Origin of the sequence: Thiorhodococcus mannitoliphagus (genome assembly GCF_010915725.1) — a bacterium.
Classification (GTDB): Bacteria; Pseudomonadota; Gammaproteobacteria; order Chromatiales; family Chromatiaceae; genus Thiorhodococcus; species Thiorhodococcus mannitoliphagus.
The window spans coordinates 1-15638 of the sequence record NZ_JAAIJR010000123.1 but is presented as its reverse complement, the minus strand read 5'-3'; the positions used below and the strand labels follow the sequence as shown (position 1 = coordinate 15638).

At 62.4% G+C, this 15638-nt stretch carries 17 protein-coding genes, 1 tRNA gene and 1 pseudogene; 14 read left to right on the top strand and 5 right to left on the bottom strand.

Going from position 1 to position 15638, the window contains the following annotated elements:
• From G3480_RS21120 to G3480_RS21105, 3 genes and pseudogenes are all read left to right on the top strand, one after another.
• The coding region (locus G3480_RS21120; RefSeq protein ID WP_240905955.1) for a PP2C family protein-serine/threonine phosphatase at positions 1-723 on the top strand (723 nt) is incomplete at its 5' end.
• A gap of 3 nt (positions 724-726) precedes the next feature.
• Positions 727-891, top strand: a pseudogene (locus G3480_RS21115) (PrpF domain-containing protein); the annotation flags it as partial.
• Positions 892-1060: 169 nt separating this feature from the next.
• Positions 1061-1342 (top strand): hypothetical protein, encoded by a 282-nt coding sequence (locus tag G3480_RS21105; RefSeq protein WP_164655866.1) that lies wholly within the window; start codon positions 1061-1063, stop codon positions 1340-1342.
• Between the two features lie 85 nt (positions 1343-1427).
• Here G3480_RS21105 and G3480_RS21100 read toward each other — a convergent pair.
• Positions 1428-1504 (bottom strand) — tRNA-Arg (locus G3480_RS21100).
• Between the two features lie 485 nt (positions 1505-1989).
• On the opposite strand from G3480_RS21100, the gene G3480_RS21095 reads away from it, so the two are divergent.
• The 7 genes from G3480_RS21095 to G3480_RS21065 all read left to right on the top strand — a co-directional run bounded on the left by G3480_RS21095 (position 1990) and on the right by G3480_RS21065 (position 7199).
• On the top strand, positions 1990-2340 hold the full coding sequence (locus G3480_RS21095) for a hypothetical protein (RefSeq protein WP_164655865.1): 351 nt from the start codon (positions 1990-1992) through the stop codon (positions 2338-2340).
• Between the two features lie 36 nt (positions 2341-2376).
• Positions 2377-3180 carry a nucleoside triphosphate pyrophosphohydrolase gene (mazG, locus tag G3480_RS21090; protein WP_164655864.1) on the top strand — a complete coding sequence of 268 codons (804 nt, stop codon included), beginning with the start codon at positions 2377-2379 and terminating at the stop codon, positions 3178-3180.
• Positions 3181-3220: 40 nt separating this feature from the next.
• Positions 3221-4090 carry a DUF4743 domain-containing protein gene (locus tag G3480_RS21085; RefSeq protein WP_164655863.1) on the top strand — a complete coding sequence of 290 codons (870 nt, stop codon included), beginning with the start codon at positions 3221-3223 and terminating at the stop codon, positions 4088-4090.
• A gap of 84 nt (positions 4091-4174) precedes the next feature.
• Positions 4175-5416, top strand: a complete 1242-nt coding sequence (gene ispG / locus G3480_RS21080) for a flavodoxin-dependent (E)-4-hydroxy-3-methylbut-2-enyl-diphosphate synthase (RefSeq protein WP_164655862.1) — start codon at positions 4175-4177, stop codon at positions 5414-5416.
• 99 nt (positions 5417-5515) lie between these two features.
• On the top strand, positions 5516-6007 hold the full coding sequence (locus G3480_RS21075) for a GlcG/HbpS family heme-binding protein (protein WP_164655869.1): 492 nt from the start codon (positions 5516-5518) through the stop codon (positions 6005-6007).
• Positions 6008-6226: 219 nt separating this feature from the next.
• A complete protein-coding gene (locus G3480_RS21070) occupies positions 6227-6406 on the top strand; it encodes a hypothetical protein (protein WP_164655861.1) in 180 nt (59 codons plus the stop codon).
• Between the two features lie 313 nt (positions 6407-6719).
• Positions 6720-7199: a universal stress protein gene (locus G3480_RS21065; RefSeq protein WP_164655860.1), complete on the top strand. Its 480-nt coding sequence runs from the start codon at positions 6720-6722 to the stop codon at positions 7197-7199.
• 12 nt (positions 7200-7211) lie between these two features.
• On the opposite strand, the gene G3480_RS21060 is transcribed toward G3480_RS21065, so the two are convergent.
• The 4 genes from G3480_RS21060 to G3480_RS21045 all read right to left on the bottom strand — a co-directional run bounded on the left by G3480_RS21060 (position 7212) and on the right by G3480_RS21045 (position 12190).
• Complete coding sequence (locus tag G3480_RS21060; protein WP_164655859.1) at positions 7212-10091, bottom strand: DUF349 domain-containing protein; 2880 nt, start codon at positions 10089-10091, stop codon at positions 7212-7214.
• 21 nt (positions 10092-10112) lie between these two features.
• The gene (locus G3480_RS21055) at positions 10113-10745 is read right to left on the bottom strand and encodes an MBL fold metallo-hydrolase (RefSeq protein WP_164655858.1); all 633 of its coding nucleotides are present in this window, start codon (positions 10743-10745) and stop codon (positions 10113-10115) included.
• Positions 10746-11042: 297 nt separating this feature from the next.
• A complete protein-coding gene (locus tag G3480_RS21050) occupies positions 11043-11279 on the bottom strand; it encodes an HP1242/YdcH family protein (protein ID WP_164655857.1) in 237 nt (78 codons plus the stop codon).
• Between the two features lie 395 nt (positions 11280-11674).
• Positions 11675-12190 carry an OmpH/Skp family outer membrane protein gene (locus tag G3480_RS21045; RefSeq protein WP_164655856.1) on the bottom strand — a complete coding sequence of 172 codons (516 nt, stop codon included), beginning with the start codon at positions 12188-12190 and terminating at the stop codon, positions 11675-11677.
• A 385-nt stretch (positions 12191-12575) separates the two neighbouring features.
• Between G3480_RS21045 and G3480_RS21040 the strand changes: the two genes are divergently transcribed.
• The 4 genes from G3480_RS21040 to G3480_RS21025 all read left to right on the top strand — a co-directional run bounded on the left by G3480_RS21040 (position 12576) and on the right by G3480_RS21025 (position 15629).
• Positions 12576-13115, top strand: coding sequence for a DUF2058 family protein (locus tag G3480_RS21040; protein ID WP_164655855.1), 540 nt, complete (start codon positions 12576-12578; stop codon positions 13113-13115).
• 80 nt (positions 13116-13195) lie between these two features.
• Positions 13196-13942: an NYN domain-containing protein gene (locus tag G3480_RS21035; RefSeq protein WP_164655854.1), complete on the top strand. Its 747-nt coding sequence runs from the start codon at positions 13196-13198 to the stop codon at positions 13940-13942.
• Between the two features lie 104 nt (positions 13943-14046).
• A complete protein-coding gene (locus tag G3480_RS21030; protein WP_164655868.1) occupies positions 14047-14817 on the top strand; it encodes a TatD family hydrolase in 771 nt (256 codons plus the stop codon).
• Positions 14814-15629 (top strand): tRNA threonylcarbamoyladenosine dehydratase, encoded by an 816-nt coding sequence (locus tag G3480_RS21025; RefSeq protein WP_164655853.1) that lies wholly within the window; start codon positions 14814-14816, stop codon positions 15627-15629. Before G3480_RS21030 ends, G3480_RS21025 begins: the two co-directional genes overlap by 4 nt.
• Positions 15630-15638 lie beyond the last annotated feature (9 nt).

Sequence of the window (15638 nt, the reverse complement as noted above, 5' to 3'; positions counted from 1 at the left end):
ATCGCCTGGAAGTCCGCCGGTGTCACGCACCCGGGCCGCATCCGCAGCGTCAATCAGGATGCCTATCTCGATCGTCCGGAGCTGGGCCTCTGGGTCGTCGCCGACGGCATGGGCGGGCATGCCTCCGGCGGCATGGCGAGCGCGCTCATCGTCGAGCGCATGGCGGCGATGCCGCGTCCGCAACTGCTCGGTGCCGCAGCGGATGAGGCTAGCGAGATCCTGCGGCGCGTCAATCGTGAGCTGGTTGCCGAGGCCGAGATGCTGCACGGCGACATCATCGGCTCCACCGTGGTGGCCGTCATCGCTGTCGGCGACCATTGCAGCCTGCTGTGGGCGGGAGACAGCCGGGGCTATCGGCTGCGCGATGGCGTCCTGCAGCAGCTCACCCTGGATCACACCCAGGTCCAGGAGATGGTCGACCAAGGCGTATTGACGCCCGAGCAGGCCGAGTCGCACCCGCTGTCCAATGTCTTGGTGCGGGCGGTGGGCGGTGACGTGGAACTGGAGGTCGATCGGCGCGTCGAGGCCCTGGTCGATGGCGATCGCTATCTGCTGTGCAGCGATGGGCTGGTCAAGGAGCTGAGCCACGCGCGCATTGCCGAGATCCTCGTCGAGCCGGAGCCCGCGTCGGTCGTGCAGACGCTGATTCAGGCGGCCTGCGATGCCGGCGGGCGCGACAATGTCACGGCCGTCGTCATCGATTTTATGTCGAATCCGGGGTGAGCCTTGGCAGTGCGCAGCATTCCGGCGGTGTGGATGCGCGGCGGCACCAGCAAGGGGCTCTTCTTTCGCGCACAGGATTTGCCGGCGGATGCGGCGCAGCGCGATGCCATCCTCTTGCGGGCGCTCGGCAGTCCTGACCCCTACGGCAAGCAGATCGATGGTCTCGGCTGGCCATTTGGGCCGATCGAGATCTGTCAGGACGAGGTGAGGAGGCAGCATGGAGGCTGAAGCACCGGTTGGCTAGGCGAGGACTGGCAGTTGAGGTGAGACTACCGCCGATCGTGAGCAATGCTAGAAGTGTCGACTGGCTGGATATTCTGACCGGGAGGTTGGTTGCATGAACACACTATTTCCGCTCGGACAGACGGTTATCACACGGGCAGCGCTCAGCGCATTCAGCAGACGCCACCTTGATGCCCTTATCCCAACGATTCTGGCTCGGCACGAGCTAGGCGATTGGGGAGATCTGGACGAAGAGGACCGTAGAGCCAACGACCTTGCCCTTGAAGAGGGAAGTCGTCTGCTCAGCGCCTACGAGATCCAGGATGGCTTCAAGGTGTTGGTCATCACGGAAGCGGATCGGTCAGTCACGACGATTTTGTTGCCGTCGGAGTACTGACTGCCAAGGCTCTTTCCAAAGTGACTAGGAAACGCTCCGGAAACGAAAACGGCCTAGACGATGATCGCCCAAGCCGTTGATTTTATGGCGCGCCCGGAGAGATTCGAACTCCCGACCACCTGGTTCGTAGCCAGGTACTCTATCCAGCTGAGCTACGGGCGCTTTGATTGTCACTCAGTTACTGAAGATTGATTTCAGCGCCCGAATGAGCTGCTAAGTATGGGGTAGTGGGGTGTTTGTGTCAAATGGTTTTCTCGGGGCTTCTGTCGCCTTGCGGGTTTGGCGCAAGGGTCGCTTGAGTGCCTGCTGGGCTTGCGTGGACCCTGAGGGGCTGGATCCGTTAACATGCCGGCATACCTGAGTGCTGCGCTGAGCTTCGCTTGGAAAGTGTCCATCAATTGTTTCCCGATGCGAGCGATGCCGCCCGAAATCCCCCCTAGCCCCCCTTTGCGAAAGGGGGGAAGTTGTTGATGGACGCTTTCTTGGTCACGTTAGTTATGGCCTTGCTGGTGGGCGCGGCTCTTGATCGCTCGAACCTGGGCAGTCATCGATTTTTGTGCGCGAGGTTATCTGCTTACTGTGCCGGTGCTTTTCTTAGTTCAATCTAGTCGGAACCCTTAGAAAGAGACTGCTGCGAGAGTTGAATCATGCGGCTCGTCATCATTTTGATCGCTATCGGCTGGGGCGTCAGTGCGGTCTGGGCCTTTGCATGGAGCACGACCAAGTCGCGCGACGCGAAGATGACCGCAGCCTACATTTTTCTCTGGCCGCTCCTGGCAGTGATTCTGCTGCTCAATGAGCCGGTTGCCTTGTGGCTGTCGGTGCCGGTCATTTTCGGTTTCCTGCCTTGGCTCTTGGCGGGACCGCATCTCAGCGCGATTCTCAAGGATCCAGCCGCGTCGAAAGCGGACGAGGTCATCGGAATTCCGCGCGGCTATTGGAAATGGGGTGGGATCGCTGCGGTGTTGCTCGGGCTGCTCTTCGATGGCTATGCGTGATCCTTACTCGGACGGGAATGTGGTGTTTACTGAGTCATGACCCATCAGGCTAAGGTCGACGACCTGCTCGCCATTATGGCGCGTCTGCGCGATCCCAATGGCGGCTGCCCTTGGGATCTTGAGCAGTCGTTTCGCACGATTCTGCCTTATACCTTGGAGGAGGCCTACGAGGTCGCCGAGGCGATCGAGCAGGACGATATGCTCGGGCTGCGCGACGAGCTGGGCGATCTGCTGCTGCAGGTGGTCTTTCATGCGCGTATGGCGGAGGAGCAGGGCAGCTTTGACTTCTCGGATGTCGTCCGTGTGATCTGCGACAAGATGATCCGGCGCCACCCGCATGTCTTCAGTGACACCGATCTTGACGATGCTGGCGCCGTCGGCGCGAACTGGGAGCGGATCAAGGCCGCAGAGCGTGCCGAGAAGGGGAAGCCGGCTGCTGCGGAGGGCGCACTGGCAGGTGTCGCACAGGCCCTTCCTGCCCTCGTGAGGGCGGAGAAACTGCAACGCCGTGCGTCGCGCGTCGGCTTCGATTGGGACGGCGTCGAGGGCGTCTTCGACAAGGTTCGCGAGGAGCTTGATGAGTGTCGAGAGACACTCGCCGACCAGGTGGAGCCGACGGAGCGGGTCCATGAGGTCGGTGATCTGCTGTTCTCTTGCGTCAACCTCGCCCGTCACATGGGCGTCGATGCGGAGCAGGCGTTGCGCGCGGCCAATCACCGCTTCGAACGCCGCTTCGGTCAAGTGGAGGCAGGACTGCGAGCGCAGGGCCTCGAGCCTGGTCCGGAGCAGCGCGACGAAATGGAACGTCAGTGGGGGCTGGCGAAGGGACGCGAGCGCTAACATCCGTGTTTTCAACGATGACAGTCCGAGCTTCGTGGCTATGAGCTTCCTCGATAAGATTCACGCCTGCAATGTCTGGGATCCGGCCGACTTCGTGCCTCTTCTACTGGGCGGCGAGCGTATCGGGAGTCTGCGTCAGTCGGCGATGGATCATCTGCGGCGCTGGCCGCGATATTTTCGCGTTGAGACCCATTGCGTTCAGACCCATTGCGTCGAATGGATCGATCCGCCGACGGACTTCGACGCGCGCAGCGCGGTGCTCGCGGAAGTGGTTGGCTGCTTGGTGGAAGAGGGCGTTCTCACCCACTTGCACGGCGAACTCTATCCCGTGACCGCAGGCAACCGGGATCAGGCGCGCTGTTTGGTCGATCGTGCCTGTGCGCCCTTCTTCGGCATGCGTGCCTTTGGCCAGCACCTCAATGGCTTCGTTCGCACCCCGACTGGGATTGAGATGTGGATCGGTCGACGCTCGGCGGATCGACGTCTCTATCCGCGGCGTTTGGATCACTTGGTCGCTGGTGGGCTGCCCTACGGTTTGAGTCTCATTGAGAATCTGCGCAAGGAGTGTCAGGAAGAGGCGGGTATGTCGCCGCAGCTGGCCGACCAGGCGGTTCCGGTGGGGGCCCTGACCTACTGCCGCGATTCCGACAGGGGCCTCAAGCCGGACGTCATCTATTGCTATGACCTCGAGGTGCCGGAGGATTTTCAGCCGCGCTGTCACGACGGCGAGGTCGAGACCTTCTATCGCATGCCGGTCGAAGAGGTGCGCGACCTGGTTCGCGATAGCGATGAATTCAAGTTGAACTGCAACCTCGTCATCATCGATTTTCTGATCAGGCATGGCCTGATTCTGCAGACGGATCCGGACTACCTGGAGATCATTCGGGGCCTGCGTGCGCCGCTGCCCTGAAACCAGACAAAAACCCTCTGTTCATCCCTCATCATCAGCTGCAAGAATAGCGCTTTCGCAGATCCTACCCGCGGACAAGGCACCATGAGCCCATCTCGACACACCTTAGAAAGACGCAGGACTGTTCCCGTGGCCGTCGGCCCAGTCACCATCGGTGGGCAGGCGCCCATCGTCGTGCAGTCCATGACCAACACCGATACTGGCGACGTGGAGGCCACGGTTCGGCAAGTTGCCGATTTGGCGCGGGCTGGGTCCGAGCTGGTGCGGATCACTGTGAACCACGAGTCTGCCGCCAAGGCGGTGCCCGCGATCCGCGAAGCGCTTGATGCTCAGGGTTGCAATGTGCCTCTGGTGGGCGATTTCCATTTCAACGGACATCGCCTGCTGACCGACTATCCGGAGTGTGCGGAGGCGCTCGCCAAGTACCGCATCAATCCGGGCAATGTTGGCAAGGGCGAGAAGAAAGACAGCCAGTTCGCGACCATGATTGAGCTGGCCTGCCGTTACGACCGCCCGGTGCGCATCGGTGTCAACTGGGGCAGCCTAGATCAGGACGTGATTGTGCGGATGATGGACGAGAACGCCCGCGCGGCTCAGCCCAAGGATGCCGAGCAGATCATGCGCGAGGCCATGGTGGAGTCTGCGATCTCGAGCGCGGAGCGCGCGGAGCGGCTAGGGCTGGCCAAGGACCACATCATCCTTTCGTGCAAGACGAGCGGCGTGCAGGACTTGATTGCGGTCTACCGCTTGCTCGCGGCCCGTGGCGATTATGCGCTGCATCTGGGGCTGACCGAGGCAGGTATGGGCTCGAAGGGCATCGTCGCGTCCACTGCAGCGCTATCGGTCCTCCTCCAGGAGGGCATTGGAGATACGATTCGTGTTTCGCTCACGCCAGCCCCGGGTGAAGCGCGCACGCGAGAGGTCGTGGTCGCGCAAGAGATCCTGCAATCGATGGGCTTTCGCTCATTCGCCCCCATGGTTACTGCCTGCCCGGGCTGCGGTCGGACGACGAGCGATACCTTCCAGCACCTGGCGGAGAACATCCAGACCTACCTGCGTGATCAGATGCCGGCCTGGCGGACGCAGTATCCCGGCGTCGAGACCATGCAGGTGGCAGTCATGGGCTGCGTGGTGAACGGCCCAGGTGAGAGTAAGCATGCCAATATCGGCATCAGTCTGCCCGGTTCCGGCGAGCGGCCGTCGGCGCCTGTCTACGTGGACGGTGAGAAGGTCGCGACGCTCAAGGGCGAGGGCATCGCCGAGCAATTCAAGCGCATGGTCGACGAGTATATCGATGCTCGTTATGGAAGCGGCGATAAAGCCTGAGCCTGCCTCGGCGGCGCGCAGATGAGTCGCCGCTGCTCGACCTGACTGCATCAAGGGTCTGAGAAGTGTAACAACAACAACGAAGATGAGGAGGTGATGATGACGAAGCCATTGTTGATGGGGCTGGCCGCACTCGCTTTTGCCGGTAGTGCCGTGGCCGAGGATCCCATGTTCGTGCAGGTCAAGCGCTTGTCGCTGGATTCCGCGGTCAAGGTGGCTCAGGGCGCGATTGCCGCGTGCCGCGAGAAGGGGATTCAGATTGCAGTGACCGTCGTTGACCGCGAGGGCAATGTTCAAGTCACCTTGCGCGACACCATTGCCGCGCCGATCACGGCTGAGATCAGTCGGATGAAGGCCTTCACGGCAGCAAACTTCAACGCTGCGACCTCAGCGATGGCCGAGCGTGCCAACACGCCGGTCGGTCGGGTCGATGGGCTCGTCATGTCGCCGGGCGGTGTCCCGGTCTTGGTTGGCGGCTCTGCCTTGGTCGCTGGTGTCGGTGTGAGCGGGGCGCCTGCCGGCGAGACCGATGAAGCCTGCGCGCTGGCTGGCATCGCGGAGATTCAAGACGACTTGGATATGGCGATGTAGACGGCGTGGATTTTCTGGGCCATAAATGATCTCAGGGAGGTGTAGGTGTTCTGCCGAAACCTCCATTGATGAGGTGACCTCTGCGACACCGCCGAGCATGGAGCAGATGGCTTCGGACAGGATTGCCTGATTGTTTGCTGCAAGTCCTGCCCAAGCGAGACCCAGCCGCCTGGCTGTGGAGCAGAAAGACGCCGAGAGATCCTTTGTCTGGAGACAGCCATGCGTATGCTCGATGCCGAACCTGACATCATCAGAGATCTGAGTGATGAGAGCGAACTGATCGGGGAGAAGACCGTCGCTGGCATCACGGTCTTCACGGCCCGCCATCCGACGCTGGGTAAGCTGGTGCTCGTCAAGGGGCCTGACGGTCGCGGCGTCGTCGTCGAGATCGACGAATAGTCCAGATGATCGAGGCCCGCGAGCCTAAGAGGCTGTCCGGATATCATCGTAGAGGCCCCTAGGATCCTTGAGGACGCAAAATGCTCGCAGATGAGTCAAATTTAGATGAAGCGTCCGACCATCCAAGGCCGTCGGGATCGGGATCGGGATCGGGATCGAACCGACGATAGCGATTCCGATCCCGATAACGATCCCGATGGCATGACTCGTCGGTCTGAGGCGAAGCCTCCCTAGGAGTTTCCAGACAGCTTCTAACGTCGGTACGCCCACCGGATATACTTGGATTGGGACCGGAACCTTATCGAGGTGTGAGATGGCCAGTGAAAACTATCAACACCTGCTGCTCGCGGTTGACTTCGAGAAGTCGAGTGAGCCCGTGGTGGCGAGGGCCGCGCGGTTGCGTGATCTGTCGGGTGCGCGGCTGACGCTTTTGCACGTCGTCGAGCACATCCCGCCCGCGATGGAGTCAATGTACCTTGGCTACTCGGGTGAGATGGCGCTGCCGGCCGAGACGCTGGAGTTGGAAGAGGAGCTGATGGAAGCTGCCCAGCGGGAAATGCAGGCGCTGGGCGATCAGCTTGGTGTTCCTGCCGAGGATCGTATCCTCAGAGCCGGTGCGACTGCGCATGTCATTGATGAGGTGGCGGCGGAGCTTGGCGTGGACTTGGTCGTGGTCGGGACGCACGGCTCCCAGGGTCTCCTCGGGATCTTCGGTTCGACCGCACGCACGGTGATGAAGGGCGCGAACTGCGATGTGCTGTGCGTGAGGATCTCGGACCCTGACGCGCAATGACAGTCGCGCGCCTCAGGCAGGCTCTGCCGTTGCTGTAGGCCGCTGAGTTAGGGCATCGCTCACGCGGGTGAAGCGGTCTTTCAGCGCTTCGTCCAGGCGGGCCGGGCCGCAGAGATACCATTCATGCAAGAGGCTGGTCGCGCCTTGCAGCGGGTCATCTTCGCCCTCGGCCATGCGCTCGGCAAGTCTTGCGACCTGAAACTCGAGTCGCTGCTGCGCGAGTTCCGTGGGTGACTCGATCCCGGCGATGATCTCGAGCTGCAGACAGAGGTGACCCCTGCGCTCGGCGTTCGCGTCGAGTCGTTCCTTGAGTGCGGCGCCTTTGCTCGGCGCTTCCGCAGCGCTCAAGGCCTGCTGAAAGCGCTGCGCGATGGCCTGCTGCAGCCCCTCGTCTTCCTGTGTCGGCAGTTGCGACCAGGCTTCTTCAATGGCAGCGGTCGGGGTGAGATCGCTAGCGTCGTTCAAGAGCATTTGCTCGATGCGTTCACAGAGCTGCGCTTGCTGTTTCAACAAGTCGAAGGAGGCCGCCCGGGCTTGCTCCTCGGCGTTGCGCCGGCGTGCTTCGAGTTCAGCGCAGCTCTTCTGCCAGCTCTGTGCGAGCTTACCGGCCGCCTGCCGGGGAACCGGTAGGGACTCCGCCGCTCGCCAGCGCTCTGCGAGTTCGCGCTGGGCGACGGCGAGCTGCTTCGGGTCTTGTGTGCGCGACGCCAGCTCAATGGCTTCGCGGCACAGCGCCTCGCGGGCCTCGAGGTTCTGCTGCAGTCCGCTCACATGCGCTTGCTGCAGGGCGGCACGACGCTCGAACACGGCGTCACAGGCGGCACGGAAGCGCTGCCACAGCTTGTTTTCATCTTTTTGACGCGCTGGGACCGTGGTGTGCCACTCGCGCTGAATGGCCTTGGTCTGCTCGATAGCGGCATCGAGATCTGGTAGGTCGACGAGGGCCTGGACGCGCTCGACGAGGCCCCGTTTGTGGGTCTGATTGCGCTTGCGCTCGGCATCGAGTCGCTGATCGAGTTGGTGCAGCGACTGATAAAAACGGCGCTCAAGCTGCTTGCGGTGACGGCCTTCGGTTTGGCCGATGCTGGCCCAGGTCTGACGCATCTCACGCTCGGCGCGCATGATCTTTTTCCAGTCGACGCGCTCCCAGTCCACTTTGGATAGGAATGCCTCGAGCTGCTCGCAAACCTGCTCGCGGGCGGCACGATTGGCCTCGCGCTCCGCTGCCTGGCTCTCCATGTAGGGTCGGCAACGCGCGTAGACGGTCTCCGAAGCCTGGTGGAAGCGGTCCCAAAGTGCTTGGCTGGCCGGGGAGCCGGTCTTGTCCAGGTTCTTCCAGTTCGCCTGGAGTGCGCGCAGTGTTTCGGCCAGCGCTTCCAGCGGGGAGTCTTTCTCGATCAGCGCTTCCATGTCGGCGCAGAGCGCTTCGCGATGCTGATCCGCACCCCAGCGCCGCCAGTTCTGGAGTTCACGCAGCCTTGGGGCGAGTGCGCGTAGCTGACTGGAGAGCTTGGTCTCCTCGCTCTTGCGGATGCCGCTGGTATGCATCAGCTCCAGTGCCGCTTGCAGGCTCTGGTAGATGGGGTCGGCCTTCTTCAGCTCGCCAGCCGCGAGGTGGGCCTCCAACTCCTGAAGACGCTTCGGGAAGTCTTTGAGCTTTTGCTCCGCTTGCTTGTGTTGCCGCTGCAGGCGGGATTCCAGGCGGTCGGCGAGCCCGATGAAGGCCGACGCCTGCGCCTGGTCGGGCAGGGCGATTGCGAGTGTGCGCCCTTCCTGCAGGACTGAGGTTGCACGCTTGTAGTCGAGCGTCCTGGAGTCGGCACTGAGCCGCTCCAACGTTGCGAGGAGCTTGGCGAGTCGTTCGCCTTGCTGCTGCTGATCCGCGCGGGCTTGGCGCGAAGCGGAGAGCGCTTGCATGCAGCGGTCGTAACGCTTGTGGAGCGCCGAGCCTTCCTTCGATGCGTGTCCCGGAAGCTTCTCCCAGGCCGCGGCGATGCGCTCGACCTCGATCGTCTCACTCTCGCCGTGATCGACGAGCGCCTGCAACTCATCGAGGAGCGCTTCCGCTTGCTCCCGTGCGGCTTCCATGGCGGTCTGCTCGGCAATTTGGGCGCTGTTCTCGCGACAATGCTCATCGTAGGCATGCAAGAAGCGATCACGCTCTGCTGCCAAACGCGCGAGCCACTCGGGATCCACGTCGTCGGCGATCTCCGTCCACTGACGCTGGAGATGATCGAGGAGGGCGCGATCTTGGCTCCAGTTGCCAAGGCGTCCGAGACGCTCGAGCTTGGCGAGGATGTCTTCGCACTGTGCACGAATGAGGCGCGGGCGCTCTTCCTGCTCGGCGATCAGTCGCAGCTTTTCGCGGGCGATGCGATAGACGGTCTTGTCGCGTTTTCCGATGCGGTGCTGGACGTCCTCTAGCGGCTCCTTGGCCGTGAGTCGCTCGACGGCGAGACTGCGGTTTGCCGCCAGTCGATCCTCGACCGCGCAGTCCGCGAGCACCTTTGGGTTCAGAATCCGCGCGATGGCGGCACCTCGGGCTCGGGGTGAAGGCGCCTGACGTGCGACCTGCTCGAGTGCCTGGGGGGCTTGGACCGCTGCGAGCATGTCTTGAAAAGCCTCCGCCGATGGTTCGGGCGCGATCTCCTTGCAGAGTGCAGCGACAAGCCGCTCTGACAGGGTCTCCCGGGCGCTTTCGTCCGGGGCCTGCTTCAGCGCTTGGCTGAGCGCTTCGACCTCACTGGCCGGCGTGACGCTATCTGCGTGCTGCTCTGACGCTGATCGCCGCAGCCCTTTGTCTTGGAGCCTTCCGGGGGCCTTCGGCTGAATGCTAGCCTCGGCATTATCGGAGGTCCGTTTGCGTCTCTGGAATAATCGCTTGAATAGCATCGGGGCTCTGTCGGGTGTTGCTTAGTCGCGGACGAAGGGGTTGCTTCTGCGTTCGGCACCGAGCGTTGACATCGGGCCGTGCCCTGGAACGAAGCGGACATCGTCCCCGAGTGGGAAGAGCCGTTGCCGAATCGATGCGATGAGGTCGGCGTGATTGCCGCGCGGAAAGTCGGTGCGGCCGATCGAGCCTTGGAAGAGCACGTCGCCGACCTGGGCGATCTGCGCCTCGCGGTTGAAGAAGACGACATGTCCGGGCGTATGGCCAGGACAATGGAGGACTTCGAGCCGGATTTCGCCGACCTCGACCTCGTCACCCTGCTGCAGCCATCGGTCAGGCCGAAAACCCGTCACGCTGGGGAAGCCGAACATTTGGCTCTGAAAAGCCAGCCCCTCAATGAGGAAGGCATCGTCGGCGTGGGGGCCAATGATGGGGATGTCGTAGCGCTGCGCGACCTCTGCAGTGGCCCCGACATGATCGATATGGCCGTGGGTGAGCAGGATGCGCTCAGGTGTCAGAGACAGCTCGCGGATGGCGGCATCGATGGTTTCGATGTCACCGCCTGGGTCGATGATGGCGGCGTGACGCGTCTTTGTGCACCAGAACAGGGTGCAGTTCTGCTGGAAGGGCGTCACGGGGAGGATGCGGAAGTCCACGGTAAATCCAGGTCCTCAAGGACGGTGCGGTGATAAGCCCGGCCAGTAGTGCGCGTCGAGCCGAAGGCGCGCACGGGGCGGGCCATTGCATCTGACCGACAGCCGCAACGCGGTTGGGCGCCTTGCTCTTCGGTCTTGATGCGTGGCGCAGAGCAGCTGAAAGTCTTGATCTGCGGCAGGCATTTCGCTGCGCCCGTGCGACCAAGGACCGCAATGCTGCACAGGCTTCAGCGGGTCGTTGCGCCGAGCAAGCAACCCGCGTGCGGGAGTTGATTTGGCCTCGTGGTGTGCTGCGGCTCAAGCCCTCAACATGGCATAGAGCGCGTCCTTGAGTTGTAAACGTTCCTTCTTGAGATCTTCGATGGTCTCATCGGCGACCGGTGTTCCAAGCTCCTCGATACTGCGAACGCGCGCGTCGAGGCCGTCGTATTCATCCATGAGCTTCGTGAACTCTGGATTCGCCGCGCGCAGGGTCGCGATCTTTTGCTCCAGGTCAGGGAACTCGTGTAGAAGGTCGTGGGATTCACCAAGCATTGGGTCCGCTCCTGATTGACGGAGTCCGCCACGCGCCCGACGCGTGCGGTCAAAATAGGGTCGACGCTTTGGCGATGCTGGCTCGGCAGAGACGGCCAGGGCCGCGTTGTCCGCACCCTTTCGGAGCGGCTTGCAAGCCGCTGTCCGGCGGGCTAACTAAGCGGCTCCGGCGCGGTCGTCCGGGCTGGTGCTGCGAGAGATGAAGCACCCCAAATCCCGGCCGGTCACACACCTGGCCCAGGCGCTGAAGACTGCCGCGACTCAGTTCGGCTCAGCCCGCATCCAGCGGCGTAGCAGGACGCCCAAAGCGCCGGAAAGTATACCCCAGGGCCAATAGCTGAAACAGTCTCGTCATCGGCATCCTTTCAAGGCTCGTGGGCGTCCCGCGCCTGGGCTCACTTTGTGGTCGAATCCAATTGCTTGATGACGGAATCCGTGATGTCGAGCGATTCATCGATATAGACGAGCCCGGCCAGGCCGCGCTCGAGGACCATTCCGATCTTCTTTTTCTTCGCAACCGCGTCGACCGCCTTGCGCGCCGGGCCGATGATTTCGCGCCCCTTTTCCTGCTGGACCTTCATCAGCTCCTGCTGCACGGGCATGGCCTCTTTCTGGTAGCTCTCGATCCGGCTCTTGATCTCCTCCTCCTTTTTCTCCACCTGGGCGTTGCTCATGAGGGGCTTATTACGGCCAAGCTCCTGCTGCATCTGCTTGATGGCGAGTTCCTCTTCGGCGAGTTCCTTGGCGCGGGGCTCGAAGTCTTTGCGCAGCTGCTCTTGCAGGCGCTGCCCGAGCTTGCTTTCTTCGAGCACCCTTTGCATATCGACGTAGCCGACGCTGGTCTCATTCGCCGCCTGGACCGGCAGGATGACGGACAGCACTAAGGCGACGAGCAGGTAAAGACGGGTCATGAAGGCACTCCGCGGTGATAAATCGACAATGTTGAAGGGGCGTGAAATCCGCTGCCCCCTGGTCTGTAGGTGCTGGCATGCGCTTCGGCACCTTCCAGATTGGGTGTCTGGCCGAAGTGAATGACAGGCTCTGGGGCGCTGAGACGATCTAAATGAGCTGTGCAGATTCGGCTCTCGCGCCATGGCTCCATGGCACCTACCGGCGCGGAATTTAACCACGGCGCGGCTTTGGGGACAAAGCGATGCCGCTCAGTTTTATGCCTCGCCGGTGGTTGCTCGCGGTTCTTGAGCGCACTAATGGTCTTTAGAAGTGGCCGTGAGGCATCGCTTTCGGGCTGTAGCCAGTTACAATCCACTGAGACTTCCTCAATCCGGAGAGCAGGGCGTGGGAAACTCACTCCAAGACCAGCTTCTCAAGACCGGCCTGGTCGATGAGCAAAAGCTGAAGCAGGCGCGCTCTTCCAAGCGCAAGCAGACCAAGAAGACTGGCAAGCACGCCACCCCAGAACAGCAGCAGGCGCGGCAAGCGGCGCAGCGCGCGCAGGCCGAGAAAGCGGCCCGCGACCGCGAGCTGAATCGGCAGCGCCAAGAGGAGGCTGCGCGGCGTGCGGCGGAAAACGAGATCCGCCAGCTGATCCATACGCATCGCGTTGTGCGCGACGGCGGAGACCTGGCTTACAACTTCATGGACGGCAATACGCTCAAGCGGATCCATGTGAATAAGGAGCAGCACGCCAAGCTGGTCTCGGGCGCACTGGGCATTGTGCGCCAGGATGCCTTTTACGAAGTCGTGCCGCTGGAGATCGCCGTGCGTGTGCGCGAGCGTGACGCCTCCCTTGTGCTGGTGCTCAACCAGCCGACGGATCAGGATGATAGCGATGACCCCTACGCGGACTACAAGGTTCCTGATGATCTCATGTGGTGAGACGACCGACGGGCGGACTGGGCTGGGCCGGTCGCGAATGGGTGCTCATCGAGCGGCACACTCACAGGAGCCAGAAGACGATGTCTGAATCCGGCAATCTCAAACTTGCCGTTCTGATCGACGCGGACAATGCCCAAGCGAGCATTGTGGAGGGCCTGCTGGCGGAGATCGCCAAGTACGGCACTTCCCACGTGAAGCGCATCTACGGCGATTGGACCTTGCCGAACCTCGGGGCGTGGAAGGAAACGCTGCTACGTAATTCGATCCAGCCGATACAACAGTTTCGTTATACCAAGGGCAAGAACGCCACCGATGGCGCCATGATGATCGACGCCATGGATCTGCTGTACTCGCGCAACTTCGAGGGCTTCTGCATCGTCTCGAGCGATAGCGACTTCACCCGGCTCGCCTCTCGCCTGCGCGAGTCCGGGATGACCGTCTACGGCTTCGGAGAGCAGAAGACGCCAGAGCCCTTCGTGGCGGCTTGCGACAAGTTCGTCTTCACCGAGGTCTTGCGGGAGGATGCCGGCAATGACTCGGCCAAGCGCAAGAGCGGCAAGGAACTCAAGCACGACGCCAAGCTTGTGGCCTTGCTGCGTCATGCGGTCGACAGCGCGGCCGACGATACCGGCTGGGCATCGCTCGGGCCTGTCGGCTCGGCCATCGCCAAGCGCAGCCCTGAGTTCGACTCGCGCAACTACGGCTACGCCAAGCTGAGCGGGCTGCTCAAGGCCATTCAGCTCTTCGATCTCGAGGAGCGCGCCGTCGGACGCGGTGCGCAGAAGGCAATCTATGTGCGAGATATGAAGAGCGCCGCCGGGGCTTGAGCTGTGCTGTCGCCGCAGCAGTCGGTGTCCTTGCTGGCCTGGGAAGGATTCCGACCTGGGCGGCGGGCGTGCCGCGCGCGACTGGCATCCTCAAAGACGCACTCATGGAACTGATCGACACGCACTGTCATTTGGACGTTTCGGACTTCGATACGGATCGGAGTCGCGTCCTCAGTGCTTGTCGCGAGGCCGGGCTGACGGCCATTGTCGTCCCGGCGATTCAGGCCCAAGGCTGGGAAGGATTGCTGGCGACCTGTGCGGACGCGCAGATGCCGAGACTCTACCCGGCCTTGGGGCTGCATCCGCTTTACGTGCGGCAGCACCGCGAGCGGGATTTGGTCGCTTTGGAGCAGGCAGTCAGGCTGCATCGCCCCCTAGCCATCGGCGAGATCGGACTGGACTTCCAGGTGCGCGAGCTGGATCCGGCAGCGCAGCGCCATGTCTTCGAGTCCCAGCTTGCGATCGCCCGCGATGCCCGGCTGCCCGTGCTCTTGCATGTGCGCAAGGCGCATGACGAGGTCTTGGCAATGCTGCGGCGGGCAGGGGTGCCGGGTGGCATCGCGCATGCGTTCAATGGCAGCTTGCAGCAAGGGCTGCGGTACATCGACCTGGGGTTCAAGCTGGGGTTTGGCGGCATGCTGACTTTCGAGCGCTCTAGGAAGCTGCGCCGCTTGGCTGCCGAACTGCCCTTGGCGTCCATCGTGCTGGAGACGGATGCGCCGGACATGACGGTCGCGGCGCATCAAGGCGAACGCAACAGCCCAGAATATCTGCCGGATGTCCTGGCGGCGCTGGCCGCGACGCGCAAGGCTGATCCGGAGGCGGTCGCGGCCCAGACGACCGCAAATGCACGAGGCATCTTGAATCTCCAATGACGCCCAAACCAGCGCATCTAGAGGATCCTCTTTTTGATCGCACCCGGATCTTGGTTGGCGACGCAGGCGTTGACCGGCTGAGTCGCAGTCACGTCCTGGTGGCGGGTCTTGGCGGCGTTGGCTCATTCGCGGTGGAGGCCTTGGCGCGGGCGGGGGTCGGGGCGCTGACCTTGATCGATCATGATCAGGTGGATGCGTCCAACCTCAATCGTCAGTTGGTCGCGCTGAGGTCGACGGTCGGCCAGGACAAGACAGCTGTGATGGCGCGCCGGATTGCCGACATCAACCCAAACTGCCGGCTGAGGGTCGCGACCGAATTCCTTGCTGAGGATGGCATGGAGCAGGCACTGTCCGAGCCCTTCGATCAGGTCATCGACGCCATCGACAGTCTCGGCAGCAAGGTTGCCCTGATCGAGACGGCGTGGCGGCTTGGCAGGCCAATCTTGAGCAGCATGGGTGCCGGGGGACGAATGGACCCAACGCGCGTGCAGGTCGGTGATCTCATGGAGACGCGCGTCTGCGCGCTGGCCCGTGAAGTCCGCACACGTCTGCGCCGTCGCGGCCTTGGCCGCGGCATCACCGTGGTTTGGTCGGACGAGACCCCCATTCCCCCACTGGCTCCGCAGAACACCGGGCGCGGCCGCCCGCGAGCCGTGAACGGGACCCTGAGCTATATGCCTTCCATCTTTGGTCTCACCTTGGCCGGGCTCGCCATTCGTCGTCTGCTCGAGGACATCCCTGAGCCTAGTGCAACAGAGTGGAAATCCCGAGACTGTTTAATCATTCATGCCGCGAGCGGCTTTCCCTCATAGGTCCAGCGG

Coding starts and splice junctions, on each gene's coding strand:
- G3480_RS21105 (WP_164655866.1), top strand. CDS start 1,061: ATGAACACACTATTTCCGCTCGGACAGACGGTTATCACACGGGCAGCG.
- G3480_RS21095 (WP_164655865.1), top strand. CDS start 1,990: ATGCGGCTCGTCATCATTTTGATCGCTATCGGCTGGGGCGTCAGTGCG.
- mazG (WP_164655864.1), top strand. CDS start 2,377: ATGACCCATCAGGCTAAGGTCGACGACCTGCTCGCCATTATGGCGCGT.
- G3480_RS21085 (WP_164655863.1), top strand. CDS start 3,221: ATGAGCTTCCTCGATAAGATTCACGCCTGCAATGTCTGGGATCCGGCC.
- ispG (WP_164655862.1), top strand. CDS start 4,175: ATGAGCCCATCTCGACACACCTTAGAAAGACGCAGGACTGTTCCCGTG.
- G3480_RS21075 (WP_164655869.1), top strand. CDS start 5,516: ATGACGAAGCCATTGTTGATGGGGCTGGCCGCACTCGCTTTTGCCGGT.
- G3480_RS21070 (WP_164655861.1), top strand. CDS start 6,227: ATGCGTATGCTCGATGCCGAACCTGACATCATCAGAGATCTGAGTGAT.
- G3480_RS21065 (WP_164655860.1), top strand. CDS start 6,720: ATGGCCAGTGAAAACTATCAACACCTGCTGCTCGCGGTTGACTTCGAG.
- G3480_RS21060 (WP_164655859.1), bottom strand. CDS start 10,091: ATGCTATTCAAGCGATTATTCCAGAGACGCAAACGGACCTCCGATAAT.
- G3480_RS21050 (WP_164655857.1), bottom strand. CDS start 11,279: ATGCTTGGTGAATCCCACGACCTTCTACACGAGTTCCCTGACCTGGAG.
- G3480_RS21045 (WP_164655856.1), bottom strand. CDS start 12,190: ATGACCCGTCTTTACCTGCTCGTCGCCTTAGTGCTGTCCGTCATCCTG.
- G3480_RS21035 (WP_164655854.1), top strand. CDS start 13,196: ATGTCTGAATCCGGCAATCTCAAACTTGCCGTTCTGATCGACGCGGAC.
- G3480_RS21030 (WP_164655868.1), top strand. CDS start 14,047: ATGGAACTGATCGACACGCACTGTCATTTGGACGTTTCGGACTTCGAT.
- G3480_RS21025 (WP_164655853.1), top strand. CDS start 14,814: ATGACGCCCAAACCAGCGCATCTAGAGGATCCTCTTTTTGATCGCACC.